This is a genomic window from Microbacterium sp. GCM10027623 (assembly GCF_042666935.1).
Lineage (GTDB): Bacteria > Actinomycetota > Actinomycetes > Actinomycetales > Microbacteriaceae > Microbacterium.
Window position 1 is genome coordinate 554,505 of sequence record NZ_JBHTHE010000001.1, and the last position, 24,404, is coordinate 578,908.

The window sequence follows — 24,404 nt, forward strand, 5'->3', positions numbered from 1 at the left end:
CATCCCCAGAAGCCGCCGGCCCACCTGCGCGCCGATGAGGGCTGAGCGAACAGGAGCGAGTGTGCGTGCCGACCATGGTCCGCACGTCCCTCTGTGCTCGGTGCGTGTGACTCCCCAGTCGTGACCTCACCGAACCCTGTGCCAATCTAAGGCTCGGGTGTTCACATACCGGAAGGTCTGCTGTGACGACGGAGAAGTCTTCTGACGATCAGGGTGCGGCATCGTTCGCCGAGGCGCTCAGTGCCGCCATCAGAGTCCGCGGACTCACCCTCTCCCGACTGCACGACCGGCTCGTCGCACGCGGAAATCCGGTGTCGATGGCCACGCTCAGCTATTGGCGCTCCGGTGCACGACATCCCGAGGGGGCGCAATCCCTGGCTGCGGTCACTGATCTGGAGGAGCTGCTCGACCTCGACCGCGGCGCGCTCGTCGACCGGCTGCGCCCCACGCTGCGCACCGGCCCGCTGGGCTCGACGGCCTTCCCCTTCGACGAGGAGCTGATGGAGCAGCGGGTGCGCGAGACGTTCCTGGCCATGGGGGCGGCCTATCCCGATCCGACGCGAGAACTGACCATCCATGCGGTCACCGATGTCGGACCGGCCGGCCAGGTGCTGCGGCGCACCACTCGACTGCTGGTGCAGGCCACCTCGGGCGTCGTCTCGGCGATCCCGTTCGTGGAGTTGACGCCGGGAACACCGACGCCTCCCCCGGACTTCGTCGCCGTCGGCGGCGGCCGCATCTCCGCACGGCACTCGCACGAGAGCGGTGAGGTGCACGGCTTCCTGTTCGAACCGGAGCGTCCGATCGCCGCACCCGCCTCCACGCTCATCGAGTGGGCGGTGGTGTACCCAGCGGAGTTCCCGCAGGGCGACGGAAGCGGTCATGGCATCGCTTTCCAGTCCCGTGAGCTGCTGCTGTGGACGCGGTTCGACCCGGCCGCGGTGCCGGCGTGGATCGAGGAGGTCGAGGAGACGCCGTCGGGTGCGGTCGTGACGCCGCGCTCGCTCGACGGCGCGCTCTCGCTGCACGCGATCCGACGGGGCTTCGGCCCCGGCGCGCTCTCGATGCGGTGGGGATTCGACGAACGCCCCGAGTGACTCCCGCCGGCTTCCCGCACCCCGACGGTCCGCGCTCCCGCAGCGACAGCCGGATGCGGGAGAATCGGCTGTGACCTCTCGACTGCGCTGGATGCGCCTGCGCCCGCAGGAACTCGCCCTCATCGCGATCACGGCAGTGTGGGGCGGCACGTTCCTGCTCGTGCACTGGGCGATGGAGCACTCCGACCCCTGGTTCTTCGTGGGGCTGCGCTTTCTCGTGGCCGCTCTGGTCGCCATCCTGATCTTCCGGCGCTCGCTGCGGGGCATGACGTGGGCCGACATCGGCGCAGGTGCCGCGATCGGCGTCATGATCTACGGCGGTTACGGGCTGCAGACCCTCGGCCTGCAGACGATCGACAGCAGCACCTCTGCCTTCCTCACCGCCCTCTACGTGCCGATGGTGCCGTTCGCCCAGTGGCTGTTCTTCCGCCGGCGACCGCCGGCAATGGCCTTTCTCGGTGCCGGTCTTGCGTTCCTCGGACTGCTGCTGATCGCCGGCCCCAGCGCGTTCTCCCTGTCGCTGGGTGTCGGGGAGTCCGTCACGCTGATCAGCACGCTGCCGATCGTCGGCGAGATCATCCTCATCAGCGTGTTCGCGAACCGCATCGATCTCGGTCGCATCACCATCGTGCAGCTGCTCGTCGCCGGTCTGCTGGGACTCGCGACCATGCCGCTCACCGGCGAGAGCATCCCGTCGTTCTCCTGGGCCTGGGTCATCGCCGGCGTCGGGCTCGGCGTGGCGAGCTGTCTCATCCAGCTGACCATGAACTGGGCGCAGAAGTCGGTGTCCCCCACGCGCGCCACGATCATCTACGCCGGTGAGCCGGTGTGGGCTGCGGTGATCGGGCGCATCGCGGGCGAGCGGCTGCCGGCCGCCGCCCTGATGGGCGGGCTGCTGGTCGTGCTCGGCATTCTCGCCAGCGAGCTGCGCCTCGTGCGACGGCGTGATCGGGGCGGTCACCGAGCCCTGTCGACCTGATCCTGCGCGGTCCGAGCAGATCCTCCCGACGGATCGACTTCAACGCGTCTACGCTCGGATCATGCCCACCGTGATCCCCGCCATCATCGCGCCGTCCGCCACCGACCCGCTCTTCACCGGCACCATCGAGCGCCGCGACGTCGGCCCCGACGATGTGCTCATCGACATCCGCTGGGCGGGCATCTGCCACTCCGACATCCACACCGTGCAGGGAGACTGGGGCGCGCAGCAGTACCCCCTGACCGTCGGGCACGAGATCGTCGGCACGGTCGCCGAGGTGGGCGCCGACGTGACGAAGTTCGCCGTCGGCGACCGCGTGGGCGTCGGATGCCTGGTGAACTCCTGCGGAGAGTGCGCGAACTGCCTCGCCGGCGAGGAGCAGCACTGCGAGAAGGGTGCGATCGGCACCTATGCCGCCACGGACGTGGACGGGACGATCACCCAGGGCGGCTACTCCACGTCGATCGTCGTCACACAGGACTTCGTGCTGCGGATGCCCGAGGCGATCCCCTACGAGAAGGCGGCACCGCTGCTGTGCGCCGGCATCACCACGTACTCGCCGCTGCGGCACTGGAACGCCGGCCCCGGCAAGAGGGTCGCGGTGATCGGGCTCGGCGGGCTCGGTCACATGGCCGTGAAGATCGCGCACGCCATGGGCGCCGAGGTCACCGTGCTGTCGCGGTCGCTGTCGAAGAAGGACGACGCGCTGAGGCTCGGCGCCGACCACTACTTCGCGACCGAGGATGCCGAGACGTTCCGCACCCTGCGGAGCTCGTTCGACCTCATCATCAACTCGGTGTCCGCGCCGATCGACATCGACGCGCACCTGAAGCTGCTCGCCCTGAACGGCACCCTGGTGAACGTGGGCGCCCCGGCCGAGCCGATGCCCGTGCGCGCCGGCACGCTGATCGGCGGGCGTCGCTCGTTCGCGGGATCCAACATCGGCGGGATCGCGGAGACCCAGGAGATGCTCGACTTCTGCGCCGAGCACAACATCGCCCCCGAGGTCGAGGTCACCTCCGCCGATGAGGTCAACGAGGCGTGGGCGCGGGTGCTGGCCTCTGACGTCCGCTACCGCTTCGTGATCGACATCGAGACGCTGAAGGGCTGAGCGAACTCGCGCCGCCGCGATGTCGGCTCATGGCGGCCGCGTCAGGACGAGTTACGCGGCGGCGCGGATGCCGTCGGTCACCGGCGAGGATGCGCGAACCGGCGCCGGCGCGACGCGCGTGGGCTGAGTCCGCGGCTCCTCGACGCGCGGCTCCTGGACGCGCGGCTCCTGAGCCTGCGAGGTCCGGGCACTCGACTCCGGCTGTTCGCGCCTGCGGACGCCGCCGATGAGCACGCGCAGCAGTCCGCCCACCACGAGGGCGGCGCCGAGGGCACCCAGCGAGACGAGCAGCGGCAGCCACAGGTCGGCGAACGACGACGCCCAGCTCAGCAGCGCGCCGACGATCCAGACGCCGGCTGCTCCGCCGGCGAGACCCGCCGCGCGGCGAGCGAGCGCGAAGGTGACGATCAGCGCGCAGATCACTGCCAGGACCGCCCCCGCGATCCCGATCGGCACGAAGATGGCTGCCAGTGTGTGTGTCATGGCAAGTGTGGACATTCGACGACCCCCCGGTGTCTCAACACTTCCAGGTTACGCGCGTTGATCGCCGTAATCCTCCACCTGGAGAACGATTCGGCATCATCCCGAAGGATGACAGGTGAACGCCCGGTGACCGCCTCCTCCGCCGCATCCCGACTCCCGTCGAGAGCACGGTGTCTCGGCTCACCGCGGACGGCGGATGCCGCGCGGCAGACGCAGCCGGCTGAGGCGCGGCGGCACGATCGGCACGGGCGCGGTGAACACGGCATCCACCGACATCGAGCCGTCGGCCGGACCGATCACCGCGATCGGGGTCGTGAGCGTCGGCTCCACCGGCGAGACCACCATCTTCGCGAGCGCCCGGTGCGCGCGCGCGTACGCCGGGGCGAGGAGCGCGACCGCGCCGACCCAGGCGAGCGGGTTGCTCATCGCGACGCCCTCGAACTCCAGCAGGGAGCCCAGCACGACAGCCGCGACGACACGCATCACCAGCTCGATCACACCGGTCACCGTCGGCACGAGCACCCGGCCGATACCCTGCAGCACGCCGCGCAGCACGAACAGCACCCCCAGCAGCACGTAGGTGCAGCCGTTGATGATGAGCATGAGGTGCGCGAGCTCGACCACGCGGTCGGCGCCGTCGCCCACGAACAGGCGCACGGCCGGTGCGCCGAGAGTGATCATGATCACGCCGAGCGCGACGGCTGCCACGACCGACATCCAGATCGCCTGGATGGTGCCGCGACGGATGCGGTCGGGGCGGCCCGCGCCGAGGTTCTGCGCGGCGTACATCGAGGCCGCCAGCCCCAGCGAGGCGAGGAACGCGCTGGCGAGGCTGTCGACGCGGGACGCGGCGGTGTACGCCGCGACCGCCTCGGACCCGAGCGTGTTCAGCGCCACCTGCACGATCAGCGCTCCGATCGCGATGATCGAGGCCTGGAAGCCCATCGGCAGACCCAACCGCAGGTGGTCGGCGATGTCTGCGCGCGAGACCCGCCAGTCGGCGCGGTGCACGTGCAGGACCGGCACGCGCCGCCAGACGTACAGCAGGCACAGCAGCACCGAGATCGCCTGCGCCACGACCGTCGCCCACGCCGCGCCGGCGACGCCCCACTGCAGGGGCCCGACCATGAGGATGACGAGCCCGACGTTCAGCGCGCACGAGACGGTGAGGAAAACGAGCGGCGTCGTCGAGTCGCCGATCGCGCGGATGATCGCCGCGAGGTAGTTGAAGAACATGATGGTGCTGCCGCCGATGAAGGTCACCTGGGTGAACACCGTGGCCTCGGCCATCAGCTCGGGCGGCGTCTGCAGCAGCTCCAGGAAGGGCGCGGCGATCAGCGGGCCGAGGATCGTGAGGATCAGGCTGGTGACGCCGGTCAGCAGGGTTCCCGTCGCGACGGAGCGGCGCACTCCGCGGGCATCCGACCCGCCGAACGCCTGCGCCGTCGGGATCGCGAACCCGCTCGCCAGGCCCCAGGCGAACCCGATGACGAGGAAGATCAGGCTGCCTGTCGCCCCGACCGCGGCGAGCGAGTCGACCCCGAGCTGGCGGCCGACGACGACGGCGTCGACGAACTGGTACAGCTGCTGCACGACGTTGCCGATGAGCAACGGCACGGAGAAGGCCAGGATGACGCGCCAGGGGCGCCCGGTGATGAGATTGATCGCCATGAAGAGAGAGGGGTGAGGGATGCCGAACGGCGGGAACAGGAAAGGCACCGTGATCGGTCACGGCGCCACACCCGACCCTATCGAATCGATTCGGCGAAGAGGAAGCCCCTGACCGGCTCAGGGAAGATCCTCGACGTCGATCACGTCGTCGCCGGAGCTGTCAGCGCCATCCGATTCCTGCTCGTCCGTGACCACCCCCGTCGCCGGCGCATCGCGCACGGTGTGCCGCGCCCCGGTCTCGGCCGCCAGCCTGGCGCCCTCCTCGACCGCCTCCTCCTTGGAGGCGTATCCCTGAGAGAGCTCCGCCTCGCCCTCGACGCGATTCACCCATTGCCCGTTCTTCGAGACCGTCTCGACATCTCCGCGTGCCATCGCGCGTCCTCCGTCCGTCCACCGCGACTCCCGCGGCGAACCGGCAGGATAACCCTGCCCATACGGCCCTGCGCAGGGGCTTGCGCCCCGCCCGCCAGGCGGGGTACTCACAGAGCATGACTCGTCTTCGGCGCAGCGATCCGCACGCCCCCGGCCTGACCCGCGTGCGCCGCGGACGCGGGTTCGAGTACCGGGCACCCGACGGTGCACGCATCGATGATCCGTCCACGATCGCCGCGGTGCGCGCGCTCGCGATTCCGCCCGCCTGGACGGACGTCTGGATCAGCCCTCATCCCCACGGGCACATCCTCGCGACCGGCACCGACGCCGCGGGGCGCCGCCAGTACATCTACCACCCGGCCTGGCACGAGCGGATGGCGAACGAGAAGTTCGAGCGGATGCTGGACCTGGCCTCGGTCATGCCCGCGGTGCGCGGCGGAGTCACCCGCGACCTGCGAGCGGAGGGGTACGGCCGCGCCCGCGTGCTCGCCGGCGCCTTCCGGATCCTGGACAGCGCGCTGCTCCGCGTCGGCTCGGAGCAGTACGCCCGCCAGCACGGCAGCATCGGCCTGGTCACCCTGCGCGGTTCGCATGCCCGCGTGCGGGGAGGCACCGTCGTGGAGCTGCGCTTTCCGGGGAAGAGCGGGCAGCCCTGGGAGTCGGATGTCGAGGATGCCGAGCTCGCCCAGCTGATCGCGGGTCTCAAGCGCCGCGGCGGACGCAGTCTGCTGCTCAGCTGGCAGGACGAGGACCGGCGCGCCTGGCATCCGCTGCATCCCGCGGACATCAATGCGGAGGTGCGTGGCCGCACCGGCGGCGAGTTCACCGCGAAGGACTTCCGCACGCTGCACGGCACCATCACGGCGGCCGTCGCACTCGCCGAGATCGGCCCGAAGGGCACGGCGAGCGCACGCAAGCGGGCGGCCGCGCAGGCGGTCCGCACAGCCGCCGCCGTCCTGGGCAACACCGCGACAGTCGCGCGGGCGAGCTACATCGATCCGCGTCTGTTCGATCTGTACGACGAAGGCGTGACCGTCGATCCGGCCCGGCGCGTGGAGGGCCAGCTCATCGAGCTGCTGCGGTGAAGCGCATTCCGCATCGAGCCGGTCGGTGTCAACCCGCTGTCGGCACGCCCGGCACCGATGGAGGATCGTCTCACCGGTACGCGGCGCACCCCGCGGGAGAGGAGCCCGGATGAATCGCCACCGCACGCGCCGCGACAGCCGTGCTCCGCTGATCGCGTCTCTGTCCTCCACCGCGCTGGCGAGTTTCATCGTGAACACCGGGTACGGCACGGCGGTCGCGGCGGGGGTGTTCGGCACCGCGCGGATGCGGTGGCTGCACCACGCGCTGTTCATCCTGACCTCGACGCTGACCGGTCTGACACTGCTCACCTGCGTGCTCGGGCGGCGCAGTGCGGGCCTCGCGCTCGTCCCCGCCGCCGCGGCACTGGTCGCCATGCCGTCCACCCGAGGCGGAAGTGCGCGGCACATCGCCGTCGCGGCATCCGCTCTTCCCTCGTTCGTGATCGCAGCCTTGCTGGCCCGGAGGTGACCTGATGGACTTCCTCGACGTGGTTCGTCGACGCAAGACGACGAACGGTCCGTTTCTTCCCGACCCGGTGAGCGAGGAGCACCAGCGCCTCCTCATGGAGGTCGCCGGCCGCGCGCCCTCCCAGCTGAACAGCCAGCCGTGGCGCTTCGTGGTGATCGAGGAGCGCGAGACGATCGAGACGATCGCGCGGATCAGTGGCGAGAGCATGACCGAGGCGATGTCGAACGGCACGTTCTTCGAGCGCTACAAGCCGTACTTCCGCTTCAGCAGGAAGGAGATGGCCGAACGGCGCGACGGGATGCTGTTCGACCGGCTTCCCGCTCCTCTGCGCCCGTTCACCGGTCAGGTGTTCACCGCGCGCGGGCAGAGGCTGATGAACGCGCTGCGCATTCCTCAGACTCTCGGGGAGGAGAACCGCAAGCTCGTCGCCGGCTCGCCTCTGCTGCTCGGCGTGATGCTCGACCGCTCCGAGTATCGGCCCGGAGAGCTGTCGGCGTTCTACTCGGTGTTCAGCATGGGCGCGGCCATGGAGAACGTCTGGCTGACGACTGTCGAGCTGGGCATGGGCATTCAGTTCATCTCCTTCCCCATGGAGGTCCCCGGTCGATGGGCTGAGATCGAGCGGCTGCTGCAGGTGCCCGATGCGCTCGAGCTGATGGCGGTCTATCGGCTCGGCTACATTCCCGCAGAGCAGCGGCGACCACCCATCGACTGGACCAGCAGTGAGCGCCGGGTCCCCTCTCAGTACGTGTTCCGCGGCACCTGCGCCACACCGCAGCAGGGGTGGGACCAGCCGCTGAGCGCGCCGGCCGAGGAAGAGGACCCCCCCGCCAGCGGCGTGAGCCGTCACGCGTCACCCTCGGCCGACATGGTCAGCAGATGACCATTGACACCGTAGTCAAACCGGTTTACCTTTGCCGATATCAAACCGGTTCAATCGACGCGATGCGCCTCGGTCGAACCGCCGGGCACGAGGAGGTGGCATGGCACGGACGACGATCGCGGATGTCGCGCGCGAGGCGGGCGTCACCAAGGCGACTGTCTCGCACGCGCTCAGCGGCAACCGGCCGATCTCCGACGAGACGAAGGCGCGGGTGCTCGCGGCGGCGGAACGCCTGAACTGGGTGCCCAGCCAGAACGCCCGCTCGCTGGCGACCCGACGCGCCAATGCGGTCGGCGTCGTGCTGGCGCGCGATCCGGACGTCATCGCGAACGACTCGTTCTTCCCTGCTTTCATCGCCGGCGTCGAGTCCGTGCTCGCCGAGACCGAGACCGCGCTGCTGCTCCAGGTGGTGCCGGACCGGGAGGCGGAGGAGCGTGCCTACCGGGCGATGGCGCGCGGCCGCGCCGACGGCGCGATCCTGCTCGACCTGCGCGTGGACGACTGGCGTGTTCCCCTGCTGGCGGAACTCGGTCTGCCGACGGTGCTGGTGGGCGCGTACGACCGGCCGCACGACTTCTCGTGCGTTCGCACCGACGACGGCGCGCCGGTGCGCGAGCTCATCGCGCATCTCCGCGCGGAGGGACACAGCCGGATCGCGCACGTCAGCGGGCCGCTCGACTACGTGCACTCCAAGGCCCGCGCCGACGCCTACGTCGATGCGATCGGAGACGCGGCACTGCTGCGGGAAGGCGACTTCACCGCGGGCAGCGGACGCGATCGCACCGCCGAGCTGCTCGACCTGGACGATCCTCCCACCGCCATCCTGTACTCGAACGACACCATGGCGATCGCGGGCCTCTCGCTCGCCCGGTCCCGCGGGCTCGCCGTTCCGCGGGACCTCGCGGTGGCGGGCTTCGACGACGATCACCTGTCAGCGCATCTCTCCCCCTCTCTCACCAGCGTGTCGTCCGATCCGGCGGCACGGGGTCGCGCCGCCGCGCGGCTGCTGCGCGACGCAGGCCTCGGTGCCGCACCGCACACCGAGCTGATCGACTGCAACGTCGTGCATCTTCGGGAAAGCACCTCAGGACCGGCGACCGCGGGGCCTGGCATCGCAAGGAGGAAACCATGAGAAGGATCCGTTCCGCAGCACTCATCGGGGCCGCCGTGCTCCTCGTCACCGGCTGCTCGGCAGGCGGGGGAGGAGGCGGCGGCGGCGAGAATGCCGGCAGCGGCACCGGAGGCATCAAGGTCTGGCTCTCCAACAACGAGCAGGAGCTCGCCTGGGGAAAGGCCGTCGTGGACGCCTGGAACGAGGAGCACCCCGACCAGAAGGTGACCTCGCAGGAGATCCCCGCCGCCTCGTCCTCGGAGGAGGCCATCACCGCCGCCATCACCGCCGGCACCGCGCCATGCCTGGTCTTCAACATCGCGCCCGCAGCCGTATCCGGCTGGGTCAGGCAGGGCGGGCTGGTCGACCTCAGCTCGATCGACGGCGCCGACGACTACATCGCCGAGCGCGGTGGCGACGTCGACTCGTACCAGACCGACGGGAAGTTCTACCAGCTGCCCTGGAAGTCCAACCCGGTGATGGTGATGTACAACAAGGAGCTCTTCACGAAGGCGGGGCTGAACGCCGACGACCCGAAGATGAACACCTACGACGCGTTCCTCCAGGGCTCCCAGGCGATCGTCGACTCCGGAGTGCAGAGCGCCATCTGGCCCTCGCCCACCAGTGAGTTCTATCAGCCCTGGTTCGATTTCTATCCGTTCTATCTCGCGGAGACCGACGGCACGATGCTCGTCGAGGACGGCAAGGCCACCTTCGACTCCGACGCCGGCAAGACCGTCGCCGACTTCTGGGCCACGATGTACGCGGACGGGCTCTCCCCCAAGGAGAAGTCGACCGACGATGCGATGTCGGCGGGAACGACCGCCATGCAGCTGGCCGGCCCCTGGGCGATCCCCTCCTACGCCGACACCGTGGACGTGGGCTTCATGCCCGTGCCGACCTCCGACGGCCGTGCGGACCCGAAGACCTTCGCCGACTCCAAGAGCGTGTCCATGTTCACCTCCTGCAAGAACCAGGGCACCGCATGGGAGTTCATGAAGTACGCCACCAGCGAGAAGAGCGATGGGGTGCTGCTGGAGAAGACCGGTCAGATGCCCATGCGCACGGACCTCAAGGACACCTATCCGGACTACTTCTCGGCGAACCCGAACTACGCCGCCTTCGCCGACCAGGCCGAGAACACCGCGGATGTGCCCAGCATCCCGAACTCCGTGGAGGCCTGGCAGGCCTTCCGTGATGAGTATTCGGCCTCGGTGATCTTCGGCAAGGAGTCCACTTCGGACTTCCTCACGAAGGCGGCGAAGAAGATCGACGAGCTCGTCGCGGAGTGATGGCGTGACCGACACGAAGAGCGTGACCGGATCCCGCGGCACCACCGCGGCCGGCTCGCGGCGGTTGCGCACCCGGATCCTGGGGGCGCAACCGCTGGGCGGGCTGTTCGCACTGCCCTACTTCGTGTTCGTGGTGGCGATCTTCGCCTACCCGCTGGGGTTCGCGATCTACATCGCGTTCCACGACTACTTCTTCACGGCGCCCGGCGTCGAACCCGACCGCCCGTTCGTCGGCTTCGACAACTTCGTGCACGTGCTGACCGACCCGCGGGTCTTCGACGCCTTCCGGAACACCCTCGTCTTCCTCGTGATCAACGTGCCGCTGACGGTGGTCCTCTCCCTGTTGCTGGCGGCGGCGCTGAACAGCGGCATCCGATGGGTCGCGGCGTACCGCGTCGCGTTCTACGTGCCGTACCTGACGGCGAGCGTCTCGCTGGTCGGCGTGTGGATGCTGCTCTTCTCGAGCGGGGGGCTCATCAACGCGGTGCTCGGTCCGCTGGCACCGAACCCGTCGTGGTTGGTCAACAGCACCCTGGCGATGCCGATGATCGCTCTCTATGTGACCTGGAAGCAGCTCGGGTTCTACATCCTGCTCTATCTCGCGGCCCTGCAGAACGTTCCGAAGGAGCTGTACGAATCGGCAGAGACCGACGGGGCGGGCGCGTTCGCACGGTTCATGAACGTCACCGTGCCCGGCGTGCGCAACGCCACCACGCTGGTGCTGATCCTCTCGATCATCACGGGAGCCAATCTGTTCACCGAGCCCTACCTGCTCACCAGTGGCGGCGGGCCTGACGGCGCATCGGTCACTCCCGTGCTGCTGATCTACCAGCAGGGCATCCAGCAGCAGAACCCCGACACGGCGGCGGCGATCGGCATGCTGCTGGTGATCCTCGTCGGCGGCCTGTCCCTGCTCGCGAACCGCGCCACCCAGGAGAGATGATGCGATCCCGTCGACGACTCCCCCGCGTGCTGAGCATCGTCCTGCTCACCGTCGCAGCACTGCTGTTCGCGTTCCCCTTCTATTTCATGATCGTGGGGGCCTTCCAGGAGAACCCGACCAATTCGCCGAGCGAGCTGCTGCCGACCAGCGGCTGGACGCTGCAGAACTTCGTGAACATCGACTCGCGCATCGATCTGGTCGGCTCGCTGCTGAACTCGCTCGTCTTCACCGCCGGTGTGCTGCTCGGCACCCTCGTGTTCGGCCTGCTCGCCGGGTACGCCCTCGCGCGCCTGGATTTCCGCGGGCGCGGCGTGCTGTGGGTGCTCATGCTGCTCGTGCAGATGGTGCCGTTCCAGCTGCTGATGATCCCGCTGTACGTGCAGATCACCCGCAACTACGGGCTCGGCGACTCGTATCTCGGCATGATCCTGCCCTTCGCGATCAACACGACGGCGGTGTTCATCTTCACCCAGTTCTTCAAGTCGCTGCCGGTCGAGATCTTCGAGGCGGCGCGCATCGACGGCGCGGGTGAGGTGCGCCTGCTCACCGGCGTGGCCATCCCGCTGATCCGCCCCGTGCTGGTGACCGTCGTGCTGATCACGTTCATCGGTCCGTGGAACGAGTTCCTCTGGCCGTTCCTGATCACGAAGGATGCCGGGCTGCAGCCGCTCGCCGTGTCGCTGGCGAACTACATCTCCACGGTGGCGCAGTCGACGGCCAATCCCAACGGCGCGATCCTGGCCGGAGCCACCGCCCTGGCCCTGCCGGTCGTCGTGCTGTTCTGCGTCTTCCAGCGATTCTTCACCGCCACCGATCTCGGCGCCGCCGTCAAGGGCTGAACACACCGTCGGCATCGGCGCGGTGGCGCGCGTCGACGTCCGCAGACACTCATCCCCTCGCGTCACAGAAAGGCATCACATGTTCTCCGGAGCGACCTTCCCCCTCGGCCCGTTCACCCCGTACGAGGGCAACCCGATCCTCCGTCCGCGCGGCGACAGCTGGGAGTCGTCGAACCTCTACAACCCCGCGGCGCTGGTCGACGGCGACGAGGTCCTGCTGCTGTACCGGGCGCATGCCGACGACATCGTGTCGCACATCGGTCTCGCACGCTCGCACGACGGATTGAACTTCACGCGGGAGGAGGAGCCGATCCTGTCCCCGCAGGAGGACTACGAGCGCTACGGGTGCGAGGATCCACGGATCGCCCGCATCGACGGCACCTACTATCTGACGTACACCGGGTGGGATCGCCACAGCGCTCAGCTCTGCCTGGCGACGTCGACGGACCTGCGCACCTGGACCAGGCACGGCCCCCTCTTCGAGGACTTCGACACGTTCAAGACGGTCGACCCGCGCGGATTCAACTGGTCGAAGGCGGGGGTCATCGTCCCCGTCAAGATGCAGGGCACCTGGTGGATGTACTTCGGCGAGGGGGCGATCTACTGGGCGACGAGTGACGATCTCATCCATTGGACGCCCGGCACTCCCGACACGCAGCCGATGTACTCGCCGACCCCCGGCACCTGGGACGAGGCGCTCGTCGAGATCGGCACCTCACCGGTGCTCAGCGACAACGGGCTGCTGGTGATGCTCACCAACGGTGCGACCCGGACCGTGAACGAGGACGGCACGGTGGACGTCGACTACCGGTGCGGACAGATCGCCATCGACCCCGATGAACCCACCAAGGTCATCGCGCGGATGCAGGAGCCGTGGCTGCGCCCGCAGACCTTCGAGGATCTCAACGGCCTGGTCTCGAACGTGACGTTCGTGGAAGGACTGGTGAAGTTCCAGGGCCGCTGGCTGGCGTACTACGGACAGTCCGACACGACGCTCGCCGTGGCGATCCACGACCCTGCCGAGCCCTGGGGCCGCACGCTGCGATAGCGCCGGCACGCCGCGCCCCGCCAGGCAGGAGCATGATGGAGGGGTGACCGACCTGCTCGCCTCCCTGACCCGAATGCCTCACCCGCGGTTCATCGAGGTCGGTGACGGAGTGGCGCTGGCGACGTACTCGTGGGGCGAGCCGGACGCGCAGACGGTGGTGCTCGTGCACGGTTTCGCGTCGAGCACCGCCGACACCTGGCTGCACACCGGCTGGGTGCGGATGCTGCAGGCCGAGGGCTTTCGCATCCTCGGCATCGACCAGCGGGGTCATGGCGCCAGCCAGAAGCCCCACGACGCCGCCGGCTACAGCGTGCGGAACCTGGCGCGCGACATCGCTTCCGTCCTCGACACCTTCCTCGTCGACGAGGCGCTGTACGTCGGGTACTCCCTCGGTGCCCGCGTCGGCTGGCAGGTGCTGCAGGATCTCGGCGACCGCCTCCCGCGCGCCGTGCTCGGCGGCGTCCCCGACGGGATACCGCTCGACCGGCTCGACGTGGAACAGGTGTGCCGGTACGCCGAGGACGGCACACCTGTCACCGACCCCGACACGCTCAACTACATCGCCCTCGCCGAGCGGGTCCCGGGCAACGACTTGTACGCGCTGCTCGCACTGGCGGAGGGGATGCGCGATTCCCCGTCGATCGAGCACGACCGGGCGCAGGCGCCTCAGCAGCCGGTGCTGTTCGCCACCGGATCGCAGGACCCGGTGCTCGACGGATCACGGCACCTGGCGCAGACGGCACCCAGGGGTTCGTTCTTCGAGATCCCCGGTCGTCATCACTTCAACGCCCCGGGTTCGAGGCACTTCCGCGAGGCGTCGCTGGAGTTCCTTCAAGCGGGATAGTCGCGCGGGTCAGTCAGCCGTGCGGTTCAGCAGCGCGCGCAGGCCGGCATACACGGCGACGGCGACGACGGCCACCACCGCCAGCTTCGCGATGAACCAGAGCAGCGAGAACAGCGCGCTCACCAACCACCACGCGATGACGACGGCGACGATCACGCCGAGGACGGTCCAGACGGTGCTCTTGGTCATGCGTCAAGCCTAGCCGGGGTCGCTGACCGCCTATCGTGTGAACGTGACGTTCGAGGGGCCCCTGTCCGCATCCGCCTATGAGGTGCTCGGCGTCTCGGCGACCGTCGACGACGAGGAGCTGCGCCGTGCCTACCGACTGCGGCTGCGCCAGACGCATCCGGACACCGGCGGGGATGCGGCGCTGTTCGTCCGGGTGCAGCGCGCCTGGGAGAGCATCGGCACGCCCGAGGGCAGAGCGGCGTACGACCGTGGTCGCGATGAGGTGACATGGGGTGCGCCGGCTGCACCCGCTTCCCACGCGGGCACCAGGCCGCGCACGAAGTCGTACGGTCAGGCCGGCGGATGGCGTCGCCTGCGGTATCTGCAGCTGCTCAGCGAGCATCTGAGGAGGACCGTCTCGGCACGCGAGGCGTACGATCCGGCGGTGGTGCGCTCGGCGCCGTGGGAGGTGCGCCGGATGCTGGCCGATGCGCTCGCCGAGGAGAGCACCGCGGCGGCGATCGCGGACCTCGGGATCGGATTCACCGCCTGGCACGACGTGGTCTGCGGCGCGGATGCGGCGCAGAAGCTGGACCATGCGGTGCTCGGCCCGACCGGGCTGTACGGCCTGGTGTCGGAAGACTTCGGAGATGCGGTCCGCTTCCGCCAGGGCGAGGTGATCGGCGGCACGGTGGACGGGAGCACCCCCGTGGCCGACCTCCTCAGCCGCATCCGTTCGATCTCGCGGACCGCGCGGGTGCGCTTCGCGGGCGCCATCCTGATCCTGCCCGACGACGACCTCGACGAGCCGGTCACCGCACTGGGGTCGGTGCGCGGGCTGCCCGTCTCCGTGGTGCGGCGCAGCGCCGTGCGCACCGTGCTGCGGCGAGGCATTCCCGGTGCGCGTCCCCTGGGAGCCACCGAGGCCTTCGACGTGCGCACCCGGCTCACCCAGTCCGCGCGTGTGCTCCGCCCCTGACGACCACATGCCGCACCGCCCGGCCGGCGCCGGGGGTGCGGCATCCGATCGTGATCAGCGGCTCAGCGAGAAGCCGGCGTTCCACCCGACCTTCTCCGACGCGGCGAGCGTCAGCTGCAGGAAGCCGACGGCCTCCAGCTCGCGCGCGCGGACGAGGGCGCCGGCGTCCACAGCGACGAGCCCACCGGCCTCCACGGCGGCGATGAGCGACTGCTTGGCGGCGTTGTCGTCGCCTGCGACGAGCACGGTCGTCCTGTGCGAGCCCACGGTGCCGGAGATGAGCGTGGCGGCGAAGGTGGTGTTGAAGGCCTTCAGCACGTGCGCACCGGGGAGCGCGGCCTGCAGTTCGGCGGCGGCGGAAGCGTCCGCGGGCACCACGAGAGCGTCGAAGGTGGTGAAGTCGAGGGGGTTCGTGATGTCCACGACGGTCTTCCCGTCGAGCTGGTCCCCGTAGTCTGCGGCGATCTGCGCGAGCGCCGGGTACGGGACTGCCAGCACGACGATGTCGCCCTCGAGCTGCGCGGCCTTGTCCGCACTGCCTACGTACTGGATCGAAGCTCCGCCGCGCGCGAAGACGCCGCCGATGGCCTGGGCCATGTTGCCGTTGCCGAAGATCGAGATGGTGGTCATGCTGCTCTCCTGATTTATTGGTTGATTGTTCAAGCTCTTACCCAGGACAACGTCATTGAAGAATCAACTATTCCCCGTAGGCTCGGAAGATGAGCACACCACGGTCCTTCACCGACGAGGAGCGCCGCACCTGGGCACCGCTGACCGCGGTGCTGGAGCTGCTGCCCCACCGGATCGACGCCCAGCTGCTGCGCGATGAGAACCTCACCCACTTCGACTACGCCACGTTGTCGATGCTCGCTCTCGCCGACGGCCGACGCATGCGCATGACAGCCCTCGCCACCGGCGTGAACGCCACGCTCTCCCGGCTGTCGCATGCGATCAGCCGGCTGGAGCAGCGGGGTCTGGTGCGGCGGGAGCGCACGCCCGAGGATGCCAGGGCCACCACCGTCCAGCTCACGGCGGACGGCCGTCGCAAGGTGATCGGCGCGACCCCCGAGCACGTGCGCACGGTGCGCGCATTGGTGTTCGATGCGCTGGATGCCGAGCAGCGCGAGCAGCTGCACGGCATCACGGTCGCGCTGCTCGCGCGGCTGGACCCGGATCAGCGGATGCTCGCCAGCAGGATGAGCTGAGGCTCCGGCGCCCGGGGTACGGTGATCATGTGCTCCCCACCCACTTGCCGCACACCGATCCCCTTCCCGACCACCCTGCGCCGGACTGCCCGCAGGGCAAACTGGTGCTGCTGCGGCACGGTGAGACCGAGTGGTCCCGCACCGGCCGGCACACCGGGCTCACCGACATCCCGCTCACCGCGCACGGCGAACAGCTCGCCCGTGCCGCCGGCGACCTGGTGCGCGACTACGACTTCCGCCTCGTGCTCAGCTCGCCGCTGCAGCGCGCCCGCCGCACGGCGGAGCTGGCCGGGCTGCACGCAGACATCGATCCACTGCTGGTGGAGTGGGACTACGGCGGGTACGAAGGACGCACGACCAAGGACATCCGTGCCGAGCTCGGCTACGGCTGGACGGCTTTCGAGCACGGTGTGATCCGCGGCGAGACGCCGGGCGAGACCGTCGAGGAGGTGGCGGCACGGGCCTCGCGCGTGCTCACCCGCGTGCTGCCCGCGATGGCGCAGGGTGATGTGGCCCTGGTCGCGCACGGCCACTATCTGCGCATCCTCACCGCGGTGTTCCTGCGGCAGGCGCCGCGGTTCGCGGCGTCCATCTCACTGGATGCCGGTTCGGTGTCGGTGCTGGGCTTCGCCCGCGAGCAGCCCGCCATCCTCGCCTGGAATCACGGGCCGGCCCTGCCCCTCGTGCCGTCGGAGTCCTGACGGCACGAGCGCGGCGCGATCCTCAGGCGAGCGATCCCCCGGCGGCGAGCGCGGCGGCGAGGAAGTCACGCACATCGACGAGTTCCTGCGCGTCGATGCCGTGCCCCAGCCCCGGGTAGAGCTTCGCGATCGGCGTGGTGTGCGTCGACAGCCAGGCGTCGGTGCGGGCGACGGCGGATGCGGTGATGACGCGGTCCTCCTGCCCGCGGCCGGAGAACACGGCCGGCCGCGTCTGGACGAGCAGGCTGTCGCCGGGCTGCTCACCGGCCTGCACGAACCCGCCCAGGATCACCGGGGCGATCACGCGCCCGGGGGCGGTGCGCAGCAGCTGCGAGGCCATCAAGCCGCCCTGCGAGAACCCGATCGGCACGATGCGCGCACCGTCCGGCAGCGCGGCATCCACCCACTCCCAGATCGACTCGGTCGCCGCCGCGACGACACCCGGGGCGGGATTGCCGGGTTCGCCGATGGGGAACCAGGCCCAGCCGTCGGGGCCGACGGCGATCGGCGCGCGCACCGACACCCACGGCGTGCCCTCGGGAAGCGCGGATGAGAGGCCGACGAGGTCGCGCTCGTTCGAGCCGAATCCGTGCAGGAGGACGGCGACGACGGATGCAGCGCCGACGTTCTCCGTGGATGCGATCGCGTGCAGGGTCACCGCGCCAGCACCTCGGCCACGTCGGCGCCGGGGAGAGCGAGGGTGACCTGCGTGCCCCAGGGGTCGGCGACCACGATCGAGCGGCCGTCATCGGCGAACGACAGCCGGTGGTGGACGAGGCGTGCGGCGAGCGCATCGAGGTCATCCCGAGCAGGGACGGTGATCGAGACGTCGCCGAGCCCGAGACCCGCTGCGCGGGGACCCGCCCCTGCGCTGTTCCAGGTGTTCATGGCGATGTGGTGGTGGTAGCCGCCCGCCGAGGCGAACAGCGCGCCGGGGTAGGACCCGACCGTCGTCTCGAACCCGAGCGCGTCGATGTAGAACGCCCGCGCCGTGGGGATGTCGCCCACCTGCAGGTGTACGTGGCCGACCTTGCCGGCCGTCCGCGACACGTTCTTCAGGACGTCCTCGTCGAGGTTGTCCCGCAGATACGCGTGGGGATCCAGGTACAGCGTGGACATCTGCAGCTCGCCGTCGCGGTACCGCCAGTCGGCGCGGTCGCGGTCGACGTACAGCTCGATGCCGTTGCCCTCGGGGTCCGTGAAGTAGAAGGCCTCGCTGACCAGGTGGTCGCTCGACCCGGTGAAGTGGCCGCGCTGATCCTGGGCGGCGCGCAGCACCGTGGCGGCGAGCGTCGGGGCGTCGTCGAAGAGGAAGGCGGTGTGGAACAGACCGGCCTGGCGCGGGTCGACGGCCGGCAGTCCGGGCGTGCTGATCAGGCGCACCATCGGCGTCCGGCCCCGGCCGAGCACGCGGTGCACCTCGGCGCCGCGCGAACGCTCTTCGATCGGCTCCAGGGCCAGTGCGTTCGCGTAGTACGACGACATCGTCTCGAGGTCTCCGACGCGCAGCGACACCGCATCCATACCGGTGTCGGGGTTGAGGGTGAGGTCGGATGCGATCGGATGACCGGCGCGGGTCTCGTTCTTGGACATGAGGGCCTCCAGGAAGTTATTGTTGAATGTACAACCAATAAGCGCGCGGATCCATTCCTGGATTCGAGAACGCGGTGATCGGACCCCTGGCTTACGTCGTCGGACGGTGGTTGTATGGCGGCATGGCCACCACGACCTCCGCCGATGGAACCGCGATCTCCTTCACGACTTCGGGAGAGGGCCGAACCGTCGTGATCGTGAACGGAGCACTGTCGACCGCCGCTGATGCGGCGCCGCTGGCTGCGGCGCTCACTGATGCCGGATTCCGCGCGGTCGTCTGGGATCGCAGAGCGCGGGGCGCCAGCGGCGATCGAGCGGGGTCCACCCCCAAGGACGAGGTGGACGATCTCGCCGCCGTCATCGATGCGGCGGGAGGGACGGATGCCGTGCTCGGGCACTCCTCGGGTGCGGTTCTCGCCCTGTACGCGGCGATGCGCGGCGTGGCCGTCGGAGCTCTCTTCCTCTCCGAACCGCCGATCGACTTCGACGGGACCGGCTTCGGCGATCAGCTGCCGGAGAGACTGCAGGCGCTGGTCGACTCCGGCCGACACGACGAGGCCATCGCGTCCTTCCAGCTCGACGCCGTCGGCCTGCCCGCCGAGATGGTGGCGGCCGCACGCGACAGCGGGCAGCTGCGCGCGCTGGCCCCCCTGGCCCAGTCCACGATCTACGACACGCGGCTGACACTGCGGCTGAGACAGGTCGATCCCGCACTCCTCGACGTGTCAGTGCCGGTCACGGTCCTCCGGGGTGCACAGACCTTCCCGTTCCTCCTCGAGGCGGCGGATCGACTGGCGGCGGCGATCCCTCACGCGCAGCTGCTGGTCGTCCCGGAATCGGTGATGCATCGCCCCGACCCGGTGGCGACCGCGCGCGTGGTCGCCGCCGGGATGTGACTCGGGCGTGCGTCTCATGAGCGCGGCGCGTCGCCGGCCCGCGGATGCAGAAGGTGCTCGGCCTCGACGAGGATCTCGTCCGAGACGGCGGATCCGCTGGTCGCACGCGCCAGTGTGAGTCCGCCCACGAGCACCAGGAGGTCCTGCAGGGCGCGACGGCGAGCATCCGGTCCCTCCGTCAGTGCTTCGAGGCGCTGAAGCGTCTGCTCGAAGCCTGACACGTACGCCTCGCGCAGCTCGATGCTCTCCGAGCGCGCGGCGTCGGCCGCGAGGGCGGTGTTGGCGCACCCCGTCGCCGGTGTGTCCCTGTGCTGCGGGGTCAGGTACTCACTGATGATGCGCTCGCGCGCGTCGGCCGGCGCGGCGCTCTCGCGCGCGATGCGCTCCAGTCGCTCGAGAATGTCGTCGAAGGCGGTGCGCGCCGCCGTTGCCAGCAGCTCGTCCTTGGATGCGAAGTGCTTGTAGAACCCGCCGTGGGTCAGTCCGGCCGCTGACATCGCATCCTGCACGCTCACACCGGCAGCCCCCCGCTCGCGCAGCAGGTGGGAGGTCGCCTCGATGACCTGCGCACGGTTGCGGGCGGCATCCGCCTGTGACGATCTGCTCATGACGTTCCTCTCGATCAGAACCGCTTATTAGATTACAGCAATCATCTAAGTTGCGCTCGACGGGATCCTCGTGTTTAGATTACGCACATCATCTAAATGAGAGGAGTGGACATGTCCACGTATCTGATCAACCACCTCCGCATCCCCGGGGGCATTCCCAACGAACAGGGGCTGCGCTACCTCGAGCAGGTCGAGGCGACCGTGGCACCGTTCGGCGGCACCTGGCTGGCGCAGGGCGAGCCCGATGTCGTCGAAGGCGCCTGGCCGGGCTCGGTCGTGCTGATGGAGTTCCCCGATCGGGCCGCCGCCCTGGCCTGGTACGAGTCGGCCGCGTACCGCGCCATCGTCGACCTGCGTCACGACAACGCGATCTCCGACCTCGTCCTCGTCGACAGCCTGCCCGCCGGCTTCACCATCGCCGGATTCGCGGCCGACGTGCGCACCGCGATCGCCGCGGCCGCGGAATGAACATCCGACGATCTCTCGGGCTGGCCGTGGCCATCATCGGAATCATCCTGATGATGGCCGCGGCGAGCGCGCCGTCGCCGTTCTATCCGGCCATCCAGTCCCGGTTAGGAATGACGCCGGGAGCCGTCACGGCGGTGTTCGCTATCTACACGGTGGTGCTGCTGGCGGCGCTGCTGACGACGGGCCGACTGTCCGAGCACATCGGGCGCCGTCCGGTGCTGAGCATCGGCTTCGGCATCCTCGCCGTGAGCGTCGTGCTCTTCGCGGCATCCGACTCGCTCGCGGCACTGCTCTGGGCGCGATCGCTGCAGGGACTGGCCAGCGGGCTCCTGCTGTCGGCGCTGTCCGCGACCATCGCCGACCTGGAAGCGGTGCGCATGCCCGGGTCGGCTGCGGTGTGGAACTCCGCGGCGCCGCTGTTCGGCCTGGCCGTCGGGGCCTTCGTCGCCGGCGAGGCGCTGTCGATCTCCGAGGATGCCGCGGGGCCGGTCTTCGGCGGGCTCGGTGCCGCTTTCGCGGTGTTGGCCCTCCTGGTCTGGATCGCACCGGAGACCTCGTCCCTGCGGCCGGGCTGGGCTGCGTCCCTGCGCCCCGTGCTCGCCGTGCCGCGACATGCGCGTCGTGAGTTCTGGGCCGCCGTTCCCGTGCTCGTGGCAGGTTGGGCCAACGGCGCCCTGTTCCTCTCGCTCGGAGCGCAGATCGTGAGATCGGAACTCGGCATCCGTTCGCACGCCTGGCAGGGAGCCGTCGTCGGCATCCTCTCCACCGCCGCTGCGGTCGGTGCCCTCGTCGTCATCCGGCTGGGAGCCGGCCACGCCCCTCTGGTCGGCATGATCGCGATCGTCATCGGCACGGGGTCGTCGCTGATCGCGCTGGCCGGGCACTCCGCCGCGGTGTACCTGGGCGCCGTCGCCGTCGCCGGCCTCGGCTACGGCATCGCCTTCACCGGAGCGCTCCGCTCCGTGCCCGCGGTCGTCGGCGTCCACGAACGGGCGGGCCTGTTCGCCGCCATGTACACGGTCTCGTATCTCGCGTTCGGCCTTCCGGCCGTCGCAGCCGGCTTCCTCATCCCGGTGCTGACGCTGGGCGGCACGACCCAGTGGTACGGCGCGGCGGTGGTGCTGCTTGCCGTCACCGCGGTGGTGCTCGACGTCGCCCGGCGGCGGGTCCGACCGCGGCGGACGTCCGTCTAGCGAGGCGAGCAGGGTGCGCTCGAAGCCCGGTGCGGGTTCGGCTCGAGCTCCGACCGCCGCCGTGGCGACGACCGTCATCGGTTCCAGTGCCTGAGCTTGTCGGGGTTGCTCACCACCCAGACGTTCGCCAGCAGGCGCCCGCGTGGCTGTGCGGTCACGACTCCGATGACCGCGCCTGCACGGACGAGGAGCAGTCCGGGCGTGCCGTTGACGGATGCCGTCATGACCGTCACGTCGTCGGTCATCAGCCGCCGCAGTCCGACGGCCGCATCGCGACGCGTCTCGGAGCCCGTCGGGCCCGTCCCCGAAGAGGCCCGGACTGTCGGTGGGACATCACCGGTGTCGATCACCAGCTCCACGTCCGGCCGCAGCACGGCACGGATGCCGTGGTCGTCCCGCGCGGTCAAGGCGGTCGCCAGGTCTTCGATGGTGCGCCTGACCAGGGCATCACGGCGACTCCGGCGCGTCCACGCCGGGCGGTGTCCACCCGTCATGCGCCGACCGGAGTCACATGGCCGAGCTTCTGCGGGCTCATCACCCAGAGGAGCTGCTCGATCCCGGCGCCGGACGTCGTCAGCGTCACGATGGTGGTGATCCGTCCGTGCTCGCTGAGGGTCGCCGCGGGTTGTCCGTTCACCTCGACCCAGCCGATCGACTTGCCGGTCCAGAAGTGGTGCGCGAAGGCGGCCACGAACTTGGCGACGCGCGCGCGTCCGATGACCGGAATGCGTGCGGCCAGCTTCGCGCCGTTGCCGTCGGTGTAGCTGACGACATCCTCCTCGAAGAGCTTCTCCAACTGACGCGCGTCGCCGCTGCGCGCCGCCGCGAGGAACGCCTCCAGCAAACGGCGCTGATGTCCAGGACCGGCAGGAACGTGACGTGCCGATGCGAGGTGTGCGCGGGCGCGGCTCACCAGCTGCCTCGCGCTGACCACGCTGGAGGACACGATCTCCGCGATGCGCGGATACGGATAGTCGAAGGCCTCGCGCAGGATGTAGGCCGCACGCTCCGTCGGCGTCAGCTTCTCCAGGGTGAGCAGGATCGCGAACTGCAGCGCCTCGGCGCGTTCCGCGCCCAGCGCGGGATCGTCGTCGGTGTTGACGGGCTCGGGCAGCCACGGGCCGATGTACGTCTCCCGCTTGGCGTGCGCGGACTGCAGGACGTTGATCGAGAGCCTCGTCGCGATCGTCGCGAGGAACGCCGCCGGCTCCTGCACCCGCGAGCGGTCAGTGCCCTGCCAGCGGATCCAGGTCTCCTGGACGATGTCCTCCGCATCCGCCACCGTCCCCAGCATCCGGTATGCGATGCCGAACAGGCGCCTCCGCTGCGCCGCGAAGAGCTCCGTCGCGATCTCGAGATCATCCACCGCCGATCCCTGCTCATCCCTCGCGCTCACGCCTCCACCTTCCATCTGCACGGTCACCTCCGCAAGCGCCTGCCCCTCTCGCGCACACGCGTCCTGCCAGCTATGACAGGACGCGACCCGGATCTGTGACAGGGAGGCGGAATCCTCCATCGGCGTCGGTGAGCCGTCACACCTGCGGTCCCCGCGCTGTCCTCGCTGTAGACGTCGCCACCGGCGGCGCTGACAAGGAAGGCTGGACAATGGCAAAGATCGTCGTCATCGGAGGGACGGGCCTGATCGGCTCGAAGGTCGTCGCGAAGCTCACCGAGCACGGACACGAGGCGATCGCCGCCTCGCCCCAGACAGGTGTGAACGCGCTGACCGGTGAAGGACTCGCGGAGGTTCTCACCGGCGCGAACACCGTCGTGGACGTGTCGAACTCGCCCTCGTTCGAGGCCGCGGCCGTGCTCGAGTTCTTCACGACCTCCACCCGCAACCTGCTCGCTGCCGAGGCCGCAGCAGGCGTCACCCACCACGTCGCGCTGACGATCGTCGGCACGAACCGTCCGCAGAACATCGACTACTTCGCGGCGAAGATCGCGCAGGAGAAGCTGATCCGCGAGTCGGGCATGGGCTACTCGCTGGTGCACGCGACCCAGTTCTTCGAGTTCGTCGGCAGCATCGCCGACATCTCGACCGAGGGGGACACGGTCCGCCTGCCCGGCGCGCTCATCCAGCCGATCGCGGCGGAGGACGTGGCCACGGCCGTCGCACGCACTGCTGCGGGCGCACCGCAGGGCGACATCGAGATCGCCGGCCCCGAGGCCTTCGGGATGGACGAGTTCGCACGCCGCGCGCTCGCCTTCCGGGAAGACCCGCGCACGGTCGTCCGCGATGACAGCGCCACGTACTACGGCGCGCAGATCGCGGAGCGGACCCTCATTCCCATCGAAGGCGCGCAGATCTTCGAGACCACGCTCGAGGAGTGGCTGCCGGCCAATCCGCCGCGCAGGTGACGGCC

29 protein-coding genes are annotated in these 24,404 nt (G+C 69.5%); 19 read left to right on the top strand and 10 right to left on the bottom strand.

Going from position 1 to position 24,404, the window contains the following annotated elements; all coding sequences use genetic code 11:
• Positions 1-182 precede the first annotated feature (182 nt).
• The 3 genes from ACFQY2_RS02505 to ACFQY2_RS02515 all read left to right on the top strand — a co-directional run bounded on the left by ACFQY2_RS02505 (position 183) and on the right by ACFQY2_RS02515 (position 3,187).
• On the top strand, positions 183-1,097 hold the full coding sequence (locus tag ACFQY2_RS02505; RefSeq protein ID WP_378744036.1) for a hypothetical protein: 915 nt from the start codon (positions 183-185) through the stop codon (positions 1,095-1,097).
• 70 nt (positions 1,098-1,167) lie between these two features.
• The gene (locus tag ACFQY2_RS02510) at positions 1,168-2,076 is read left to right on the top strand and encodes a DMT family transporter (RefSeq protein WP_378744037.1); all 909 of its coding nucleotides are present in this window, start codon (positions 1,168-1,170) and stop codon (positions 2,074-2,076) included.
• A gap of 61 nt (positions 2,077-2,137) precedes the next feature.
• A complete protein-coding gene (locus ACFQY2_RS02515) occupies positions 2,138-3,187 on the top strand; it encodes an NAD(P)-dependent alcohol dehydrogenase (RefSeq protein WP_378744038.1) in 1,050 nt (349 codons plus the stop codon).
• Between the two features lie 51 nt (positions 3,188-3,238).
• On the opposite strand, the gene ACFQY2_RS02520 is transcribed toward ACFQY2_RS02515, so the two are convergent.
• The 3 genes from ACFQY2_RS02520 to ACFQY2_RS02530 form a co-directional block, all read right to left on the bottom strand.
• Positions 3,239-3,670, bottom strand: coding sequence for a hypothetical protein (locus ACFQY2_RS02520; RefSeq protein ID WP_378744040.1), 432 nt, complete (start codon positions 3,668-3,670; stop codon positions 3,239-3,241).
• 180 nt (positions 3,671-3,850) lie between these two features.
• Positions 3,851-5,341: an MATE family efflux transporter gene (locus tag ACFQY2_RS02525; protein WP_378744041.1), complete on the bottom strand. Its 1,491-nt coding sequence runs from the start codon at positions 5,339-5,341 to the stop codon at positions 3,851-3,853.
• Positions 5,342-5,458: 117 nt separating this feature from the next.
• Positions 5,459-5,713: a DUF2188 domain-containing protein gene (locus tag ACFQY2_RS02530; RefSeq protein WP_378744042.1), complete on the bottom strand. Its 255-nt coding sequence runs from the start codon at positions 5,711-5,713 to the stop codon at positions 5,459-5,461.
• A 116-nt stretch (positions 5,714-5,829) separates the two neighbouring features.
• On the opposite strand from ACFQY2_RS02530, the gene ACFQY2_RS02535 reads away from it, so the two are divergent.
• From ACFQY2_RS02535 to ACFQY2_RS02575, 9 genes are all read left to right on the top strand, one after another.
• Positions 5,830-6,798, top strand: coding sequence for a DNA topoisomerase IB (locus tag ACFQY2_RS02535; protein ID WP_378744043.1), 969 nt, complete (start codon positions 5,830-5,832; stop codon positions 6,796-6,798).
• A 109-nt stretch (positions 6,799-6,907) separates the two neighbouring features.
• On the top strand, positions 6,908-7,267 hold the full coding sequence (locus ACFQY2_RS02540; protein ID WP_378744044.1) for a hypothetical protein: 360 nt from the start codon (positions 6,908-6,910) through the stop codon (positions 7,265-7,267).
• 4 nt (positions 7,268-7,271) lie between these two features.
• Entirely contained in the window at positions 7,272-8,150 is an 879-nt protein-coding gene (locus ACFQY2_RS02545; RefSeq protein ID WP_378744045.1) for a nitroreductase family protein, read from the top strand.
• Between the two features lie 100 nt (positions 8,151-8,250).
• A complete protein-coding gene (locus tag ACFQY2_RS02550; protein ID WP_378744047.1) occupies positions 8,251-9,282 on the top strand; it encodes a LacI family DNA-binding transcriptional regulator in 1,032 nt (343 codons plus the stop codon).
• Positions 9,279-10,553, top strand: a complete 1,275-nt coding sequence (locus ACFQY2_RS02555) for an ABC transporter substrate-binding protein (protein WP_378744048.1) — start codon at positions 9,279-9,281, stop codon at positions 10,551-10,553. Before ACFQY2_RS02550 ends, ACFQY2_RS02555 begins: the two co-directional genes overlap by 4 nt.
• A gap of 4 nt (positions 10,554-10,557) precedes the next feature.
• The gene (locus ACFQY2_RS02560; protein WP_378744049.1) at positions 10,558-11,496 is read left to right on the top strand and encodes a carbohydrate ABC transporter permease; all 939 of its coding nucleotides are present in this window, start codon (positions 10,558-10,560) and stop codon (positions 11,494-11,496) included.
• Positions 11,493-12,335, top strand: coding sequence for a carbohydrate ABC transporter permease (locus ACFQY2_RS02565; RefSeq protein ID WP_378744050.1), 843 nt, complete (start codon positions 11,493-11,495; stop codon positions 12,333-12,335). The genes ACFQY2_RS02560 and ACFQY2_RS02565 overlap by 4 nt, the downstream gene beginning before the upstream one ends.
• Positions 12,336-12,414: 79 nt before the next feature.
• Positions 12,415-13,383, top strand: coding sequence for a glycoside hydrolase family 130 protein (locus ACFQY2_RS02570; RefSeq protein WP_378744051.1), 969 nt, complete (start codon positions 12,415-12,417; stop codon positions 13,381-13,383).
• Between the two features lie 43 nt (positions 13,384-13,426).
• Entirely contained in the window at positions 13,427-14,227 is an 801-nt protein-coding gene (locus ACFQY2_RS02575) for an alpha/beta fold hydrolase (protein ID WP_378744052.1), read from the top strand.
• A 9-nt stretch (positions 14,228-14,236) separates the two neighbouring features.
• On the opposite strand, the gene ACFQY2_RS02580 is transcribed toward ACFQY2_RS02575, so the two are convergent.
• Complete coding sequence (locus ACFQY2_RS02580) at positions 14,237-14,416, bottom strand: hypothetical protein (protein ID WP_378744053.1); 180 nt, start codon at positions 14,414-14,416, stop codon at positions 14,237-14,239.
• A 37-nt stretch (positions 14,417-14,453) separates the two neighbouring features.
• Between ACFQY2_RS02580 and ACFQY2_RS02585 the strand changes: the two genes are divergently transcribed.
• Positions 14,454-15,374 carry a J domain-containing protein gene (locus ACFQY2_RS02585; RefSeq protein WP_378744054.1) on the top strand — a complete coding sequence of 307 codons (921 nt, stop codon included), beginning with the start codon at positions 14,454-14,456 and terminating at the stop codon, positions 15,372-15,374.
• A gap of 54 nt (positions 15,375-15,428) precedes the next feature.
• Here ACFQY2_RS02585 and ACFQY2_RS02590 read toward each other — a convergent pair whose 3' ends face one another.
• Positions 15,429-16,004, bottom strand: a complete 576-nt coding sequence (locus tag ACFQY2_RS02590) for an NADPH-dependent F420 reductase (protein WP_378744056.1) — start codon at positions 16,002-16,004, stop codon at positions 15,429-15,431.
• Positions 16,005-16,093: 89 nt separating this feature from the next.
• Here ACFQY2_RS02590 and ACFQY2_RS02595 point away from each other — a divergent pair, with 89 nt between their 5' ends.
• Both ACFQY2_RS02595 and ACFQY2_RS02600 read left to right on the top strand, forming a co-directional pair.
• On the top strand, positions 16,094-16,579 hold the full coding sequence (locus ACFQY2_RS02595; RefSeq protein ID WP_378744057.1) for a MarR family winged helix-turn-helix transcriptional regulator: 486 nt from the start codon (positions 16,094-16,096) through the stop codon (positions 16,577-16,579).
• Between the two features lie 29 nt (positions 16,580-16,608).
• Positions 16,609-17,280 (top strand): histidine phosphatase family protein, encoded by a 672-nt coding sequence (locus ACFQY2_RS02600; RefSeq protein ID WP_378744058.1) that lies wholly within the window; start codon positions 16,609-16,611, stop codon positions 17,278-17,280.
• 22 nt (positions 17,281-17,302) lie between these two features.
• Here ACFQY2_RS02600 and ACFQY2_RS02605 read toward each other — a convergent pair whose 3' ends face one another.
• Both ACFQY2_RS02605 and ACFQY2_RS02610 read right to left on the bottom strand, forming a co-directional pair.
• Positions 17,303-17,938, bottom strand: coding sequence for an alpha/beta hydrolase (locus tag ACFQY2_RS02605; protein ID WP_378744059.1), 636 nt, complete (start codon positions 17,936-17,938; stop codon positions 17,303-17,305).
• Positions 17,935-18,873 (bottom strand): VOC family protein, encoded by a 939-nt coding sequence (locus ACFQY2_RS02610; protein ID WP_378744060.1) that lies wholly within the window; start codon positions 18,871-18,873, stop codon positions 17,935-17,937. Before ACFQY2_RS02610 ends, ACFQY2_RS02605 begins: the two co-directional genes overlap by 4 nt.
• 122 nt (positions 18,874-18,995) lie before the next feature.
• Between ACFQY2_RS02610 and ACFQY2_RS02615 the strand changes: the two genes are divergently transcribed.
• On the top strand, positions 18,996-19,769 hold the full coding sequence (locus ACFQY2_RS02615) for an alpha/beta fold hydrolase (protein ID WP_378744061.1): 774 nt from the start codon (positions 18,996-18,998) through the stop codon (positions 19,767-19,769).
• 14 nt (positions 19,770-19,783) lie between these two features.
• Here ACFQY2_RS02615 and ACFQY2_RS02620 read toward each other — a convergent pair whose 3' ends face one another.
• Entirely contained in the window at positions 19,784-20,377 is a 594-nt protein-coding gene (locus ACFQY2_RS02620) for a TetR/AcrR family transcriptional regulator (RefSeq protein ID WP_378744062.1), read from the bottom strand.
• A 111-nt stretch (positions 20,378-20,488) separates the two neighbouring features.
• Here ACFQY2_RS02620 and ACFQY2_RS02625 point away from each other — a divergent pair, with 111 nt between their 5' ends.
• Together ACFQY2_RS02625 and ACFQY2_RS02630 are read left to right on the top strand one after the other, a co-directional pair.
• Positions 20,489-20,845 carry a DUF1330 domain-containing protein gene (locus tag ACFQY2_RS02625; RefSeq protein ID WP_378744063.1) on the top strand — a complete coding sequence of 119 codons (357 nt, stop codon included), beginning with the start codon at positions 20,489-20,491 and terminating at the stop codon, positions 20,843-20,845.
• Positions 20,842-22,038 carry an MFS transporter gene (locus ACFQY2_RS02630; protein WP_378744064.1) on the top strand — a complete coding sequence of 399 codons (1,197 nt, stop codon included), beginning with the start codon at positions 20,842-20,844 and terminating at the stop codon, positions 22,036-22,038. The genes ACFQY2_RS02625 and ACFQY2_RS02630 overlap by 4 nt, the downstream gene beginning before the upstream one ends.
• Before the next feature lie 74 nt (positions 22,039-22,112).
• On the opposite strand, the gene ACFQY2_RS02635 is transcribed toward ACFQY2_RS02630, so the two are convergent.
• Together ACFQY2_RS02635 and ACFQY2_RS02640 are read right to left on the bottom strand one after the other, a co-directional pair.
• Entirely contained in the window at positions 22,113-22,532 is a 420-nt protein-coding gene (locus ACFQY2_RS02635; RefSeq protein ID WP_378744065.1) for a hypothetical protein, read from the bottom strand.
• Positions 22,529-23,434, bottom strand: coding sequence for an RNA polymerase sigma-70 factor (locus ACFQY2_RS02640; RefSeq protein ID WP_378744066.1), 906 nt, complete (start codon positions 23,432-23,434; stop codon positions 22,529-22,531). Before ACFQY2_RS02640 ends, ACFQY2_RS02635 begins: the two co-directional genes overlap by 4 nt.
• A 209-nt stretch (positions 23,435-23,643) precedes the next feature.
• Between ACFQY2_RS02640 and ACFQY2_RS02645 the strand changes: the two genes are divergently transcribed.
• Positions 23,644-24,399, top strand: a complete 756-nt coding sequence (locus ACFQY2_RS02645) for an SDR family oxidoreductase (protein WP_378744067.1) — start codon at positions 23,644-23,646, stop codon at positions 24,397-24,399.
• The last annotated feature ends 5 nt before the right edge of the window (positions 24,400-24,404 follow it).

What these genes read in the sequence shown, in the direction of transcription:
- ACFQY2_RS02515 (WP_378744038.1), top strand. Translation starts at nt 2,138, where the DNA reads ATGCCCACCGTGATCCCCGCCATCATCGCGCCGTCCGCCACCGACCCG.
- ACFQY2_RS02520 (WP_378744040.1), bottom strand. Translation starts at nt 3,670, where the DNA reads ATGACACACACACTGGCAGCCATCTTCGTGCCGATCGGGATCGCGGGG.
- ACFQY2_RS02525 (WP_378744041.1), bottom strand. Translation starts at nt 5,341, where the DNA reads ATGGCGATCAATCTCATCACCGGGCGCCCCTGGCGCGTCATCCTGGCC.
- ACFQY2_RS02530 (WP_378744042.1), bottom strand. Translation starts at nt 5,713, where the DNA reads ATGGCACGCGGAGATGTCGAGACGGTCTCGAAGAACGGGCAATGGGTG.
- ACFQY2_RS02535 (WP_378744043.1), top strand. Translation starts at nt 5,830, where the DNA reads ATGACTCGTCTTCGGCGCAGCGATCCGCACGCCCCCGGCCTGACCCGC.
- ACFQY2_RS02540 (WP_378744044.1), top strand. Translation starts at nt 6,908, where the DNA reads ATGAATCGCCACCGCACGCGCCGCGACAGCCGTGCTCCGCTGATCGCG.
- ACFQY2_RS02545 (WP_378744045.1), top strand. Translation starts at nt 7,272, where the DNA reads ATGGACTTCCTCGACGTGGTTCGTCGACGCAAGACGACGAACGGTCCG.
- ACFQY2_RS02550 (WP_378744047.1), top strand. Translation starts at nt 8,251, where the DNA reads ATGGCACGGACGACGATCGCGGATGTCGCGCGCGAGGCGGGCGTCACC.
- ACFQY2_RS02555 (WP_378744048.1), top strand. Translation starts at nt 9,279, where the DNA reads ATGAGAAGGATCCGTTCCGCAGCACTCATCGGGGCCGCCGTGCTCCTC.
- ACFQY2_RS02565 (WP_378744050.1), top strand. Translation starts at nt 11,493, where the DNA reads ATGATGCGATCCCGTCGACGACTCCCCCGCGTGCTGAGCATCGTCCTG.
- ACFQY2_RS02570 (WP_378744051.1), top strand. Translation starts at nt 12,415, where the DNA reads ATGTTCTCCGGAGCGACCTTCCCCCTCGGCCCGTTCACCCCGTACGAG.
- ACFQY2_RS02580 (WP_378744053.1), bottom strand. Translation starts at nt 14,416, where the DNA reads ATGACCAAGAGCACCGTCTGGACCGTCCTCGGCGTGATCGTCGCCGTC.
- ACFQY2_RS02590 (WP_378744056.1), bottom strand. Translation starts at nt 16,004, where the DNA reads ATGACCACCATCTCGATCTTCGGCAACGGCAACATGGCCCAGGCCATC.
- ACFQY2_RS02595 (WP_378744057.1), top strand. Translation starts at nt 16,094, where the DNA reads ATGAGCACACCACGGTCCTTCACCGACGAGGAGCGCCGCACCTGGGCA.
- ACFQY2_RS02610 (WP_378744060.1), bottom strand. Translation starts at nt 18,873, where the DNA reads ATGTCCAAGAACGAGACCCGCGCCGGTCATCCGATCGCATCCGACCTC.
- ACFQY2_RS02615 (WP_378744061.1), top strand. Translation starts at nt 18,996, where the DNA reads ATGGCCACCACGACCTCCGCCGATGGAACCGCGATCTCCTTCACGACT.
- ACFQY2_RS02620 (WP_378744062.1), bottom strand. Translation starts at nt 20,377, where the DNA reads ATGAGCAGATCGTCACAGGCGGATGCCGCCCGCAACCGTGCGCAGGTC.
- ACFQY2_RS02625 (WP_378744063.1), top strand. Translation starts at nt 20,489, where the DNA reads ATGTCCACGTATCTGATCAACCACCTCCGCATCCCCGGGGGCATTCCC.
- ACFQY2_RS02630 (WP_378744064.1), top strand. Translation starts at nt 20,842, where the DNA reads ATGAACATCCGACGATCTCTCGGGCTGGCCGTGGCCATCATCGGAATC.
- ACFQY2_RS02635 (WP_378744065.1), bottom strand. Translation starts at nt 22,532, where the DNA reads ATGACGGGTGGACACCGCCCGGCGTGGACGCGCCGGAGTCGCCGTGAT.
- ACFQY2_RS02645 (WP_378744067.1), top strand. Translation starts at nt 23,644, where the DNA reads ATGGCAAAGATCGTCGTCATCGGAGGGACGGGCCTGATCGGCTCGAAG.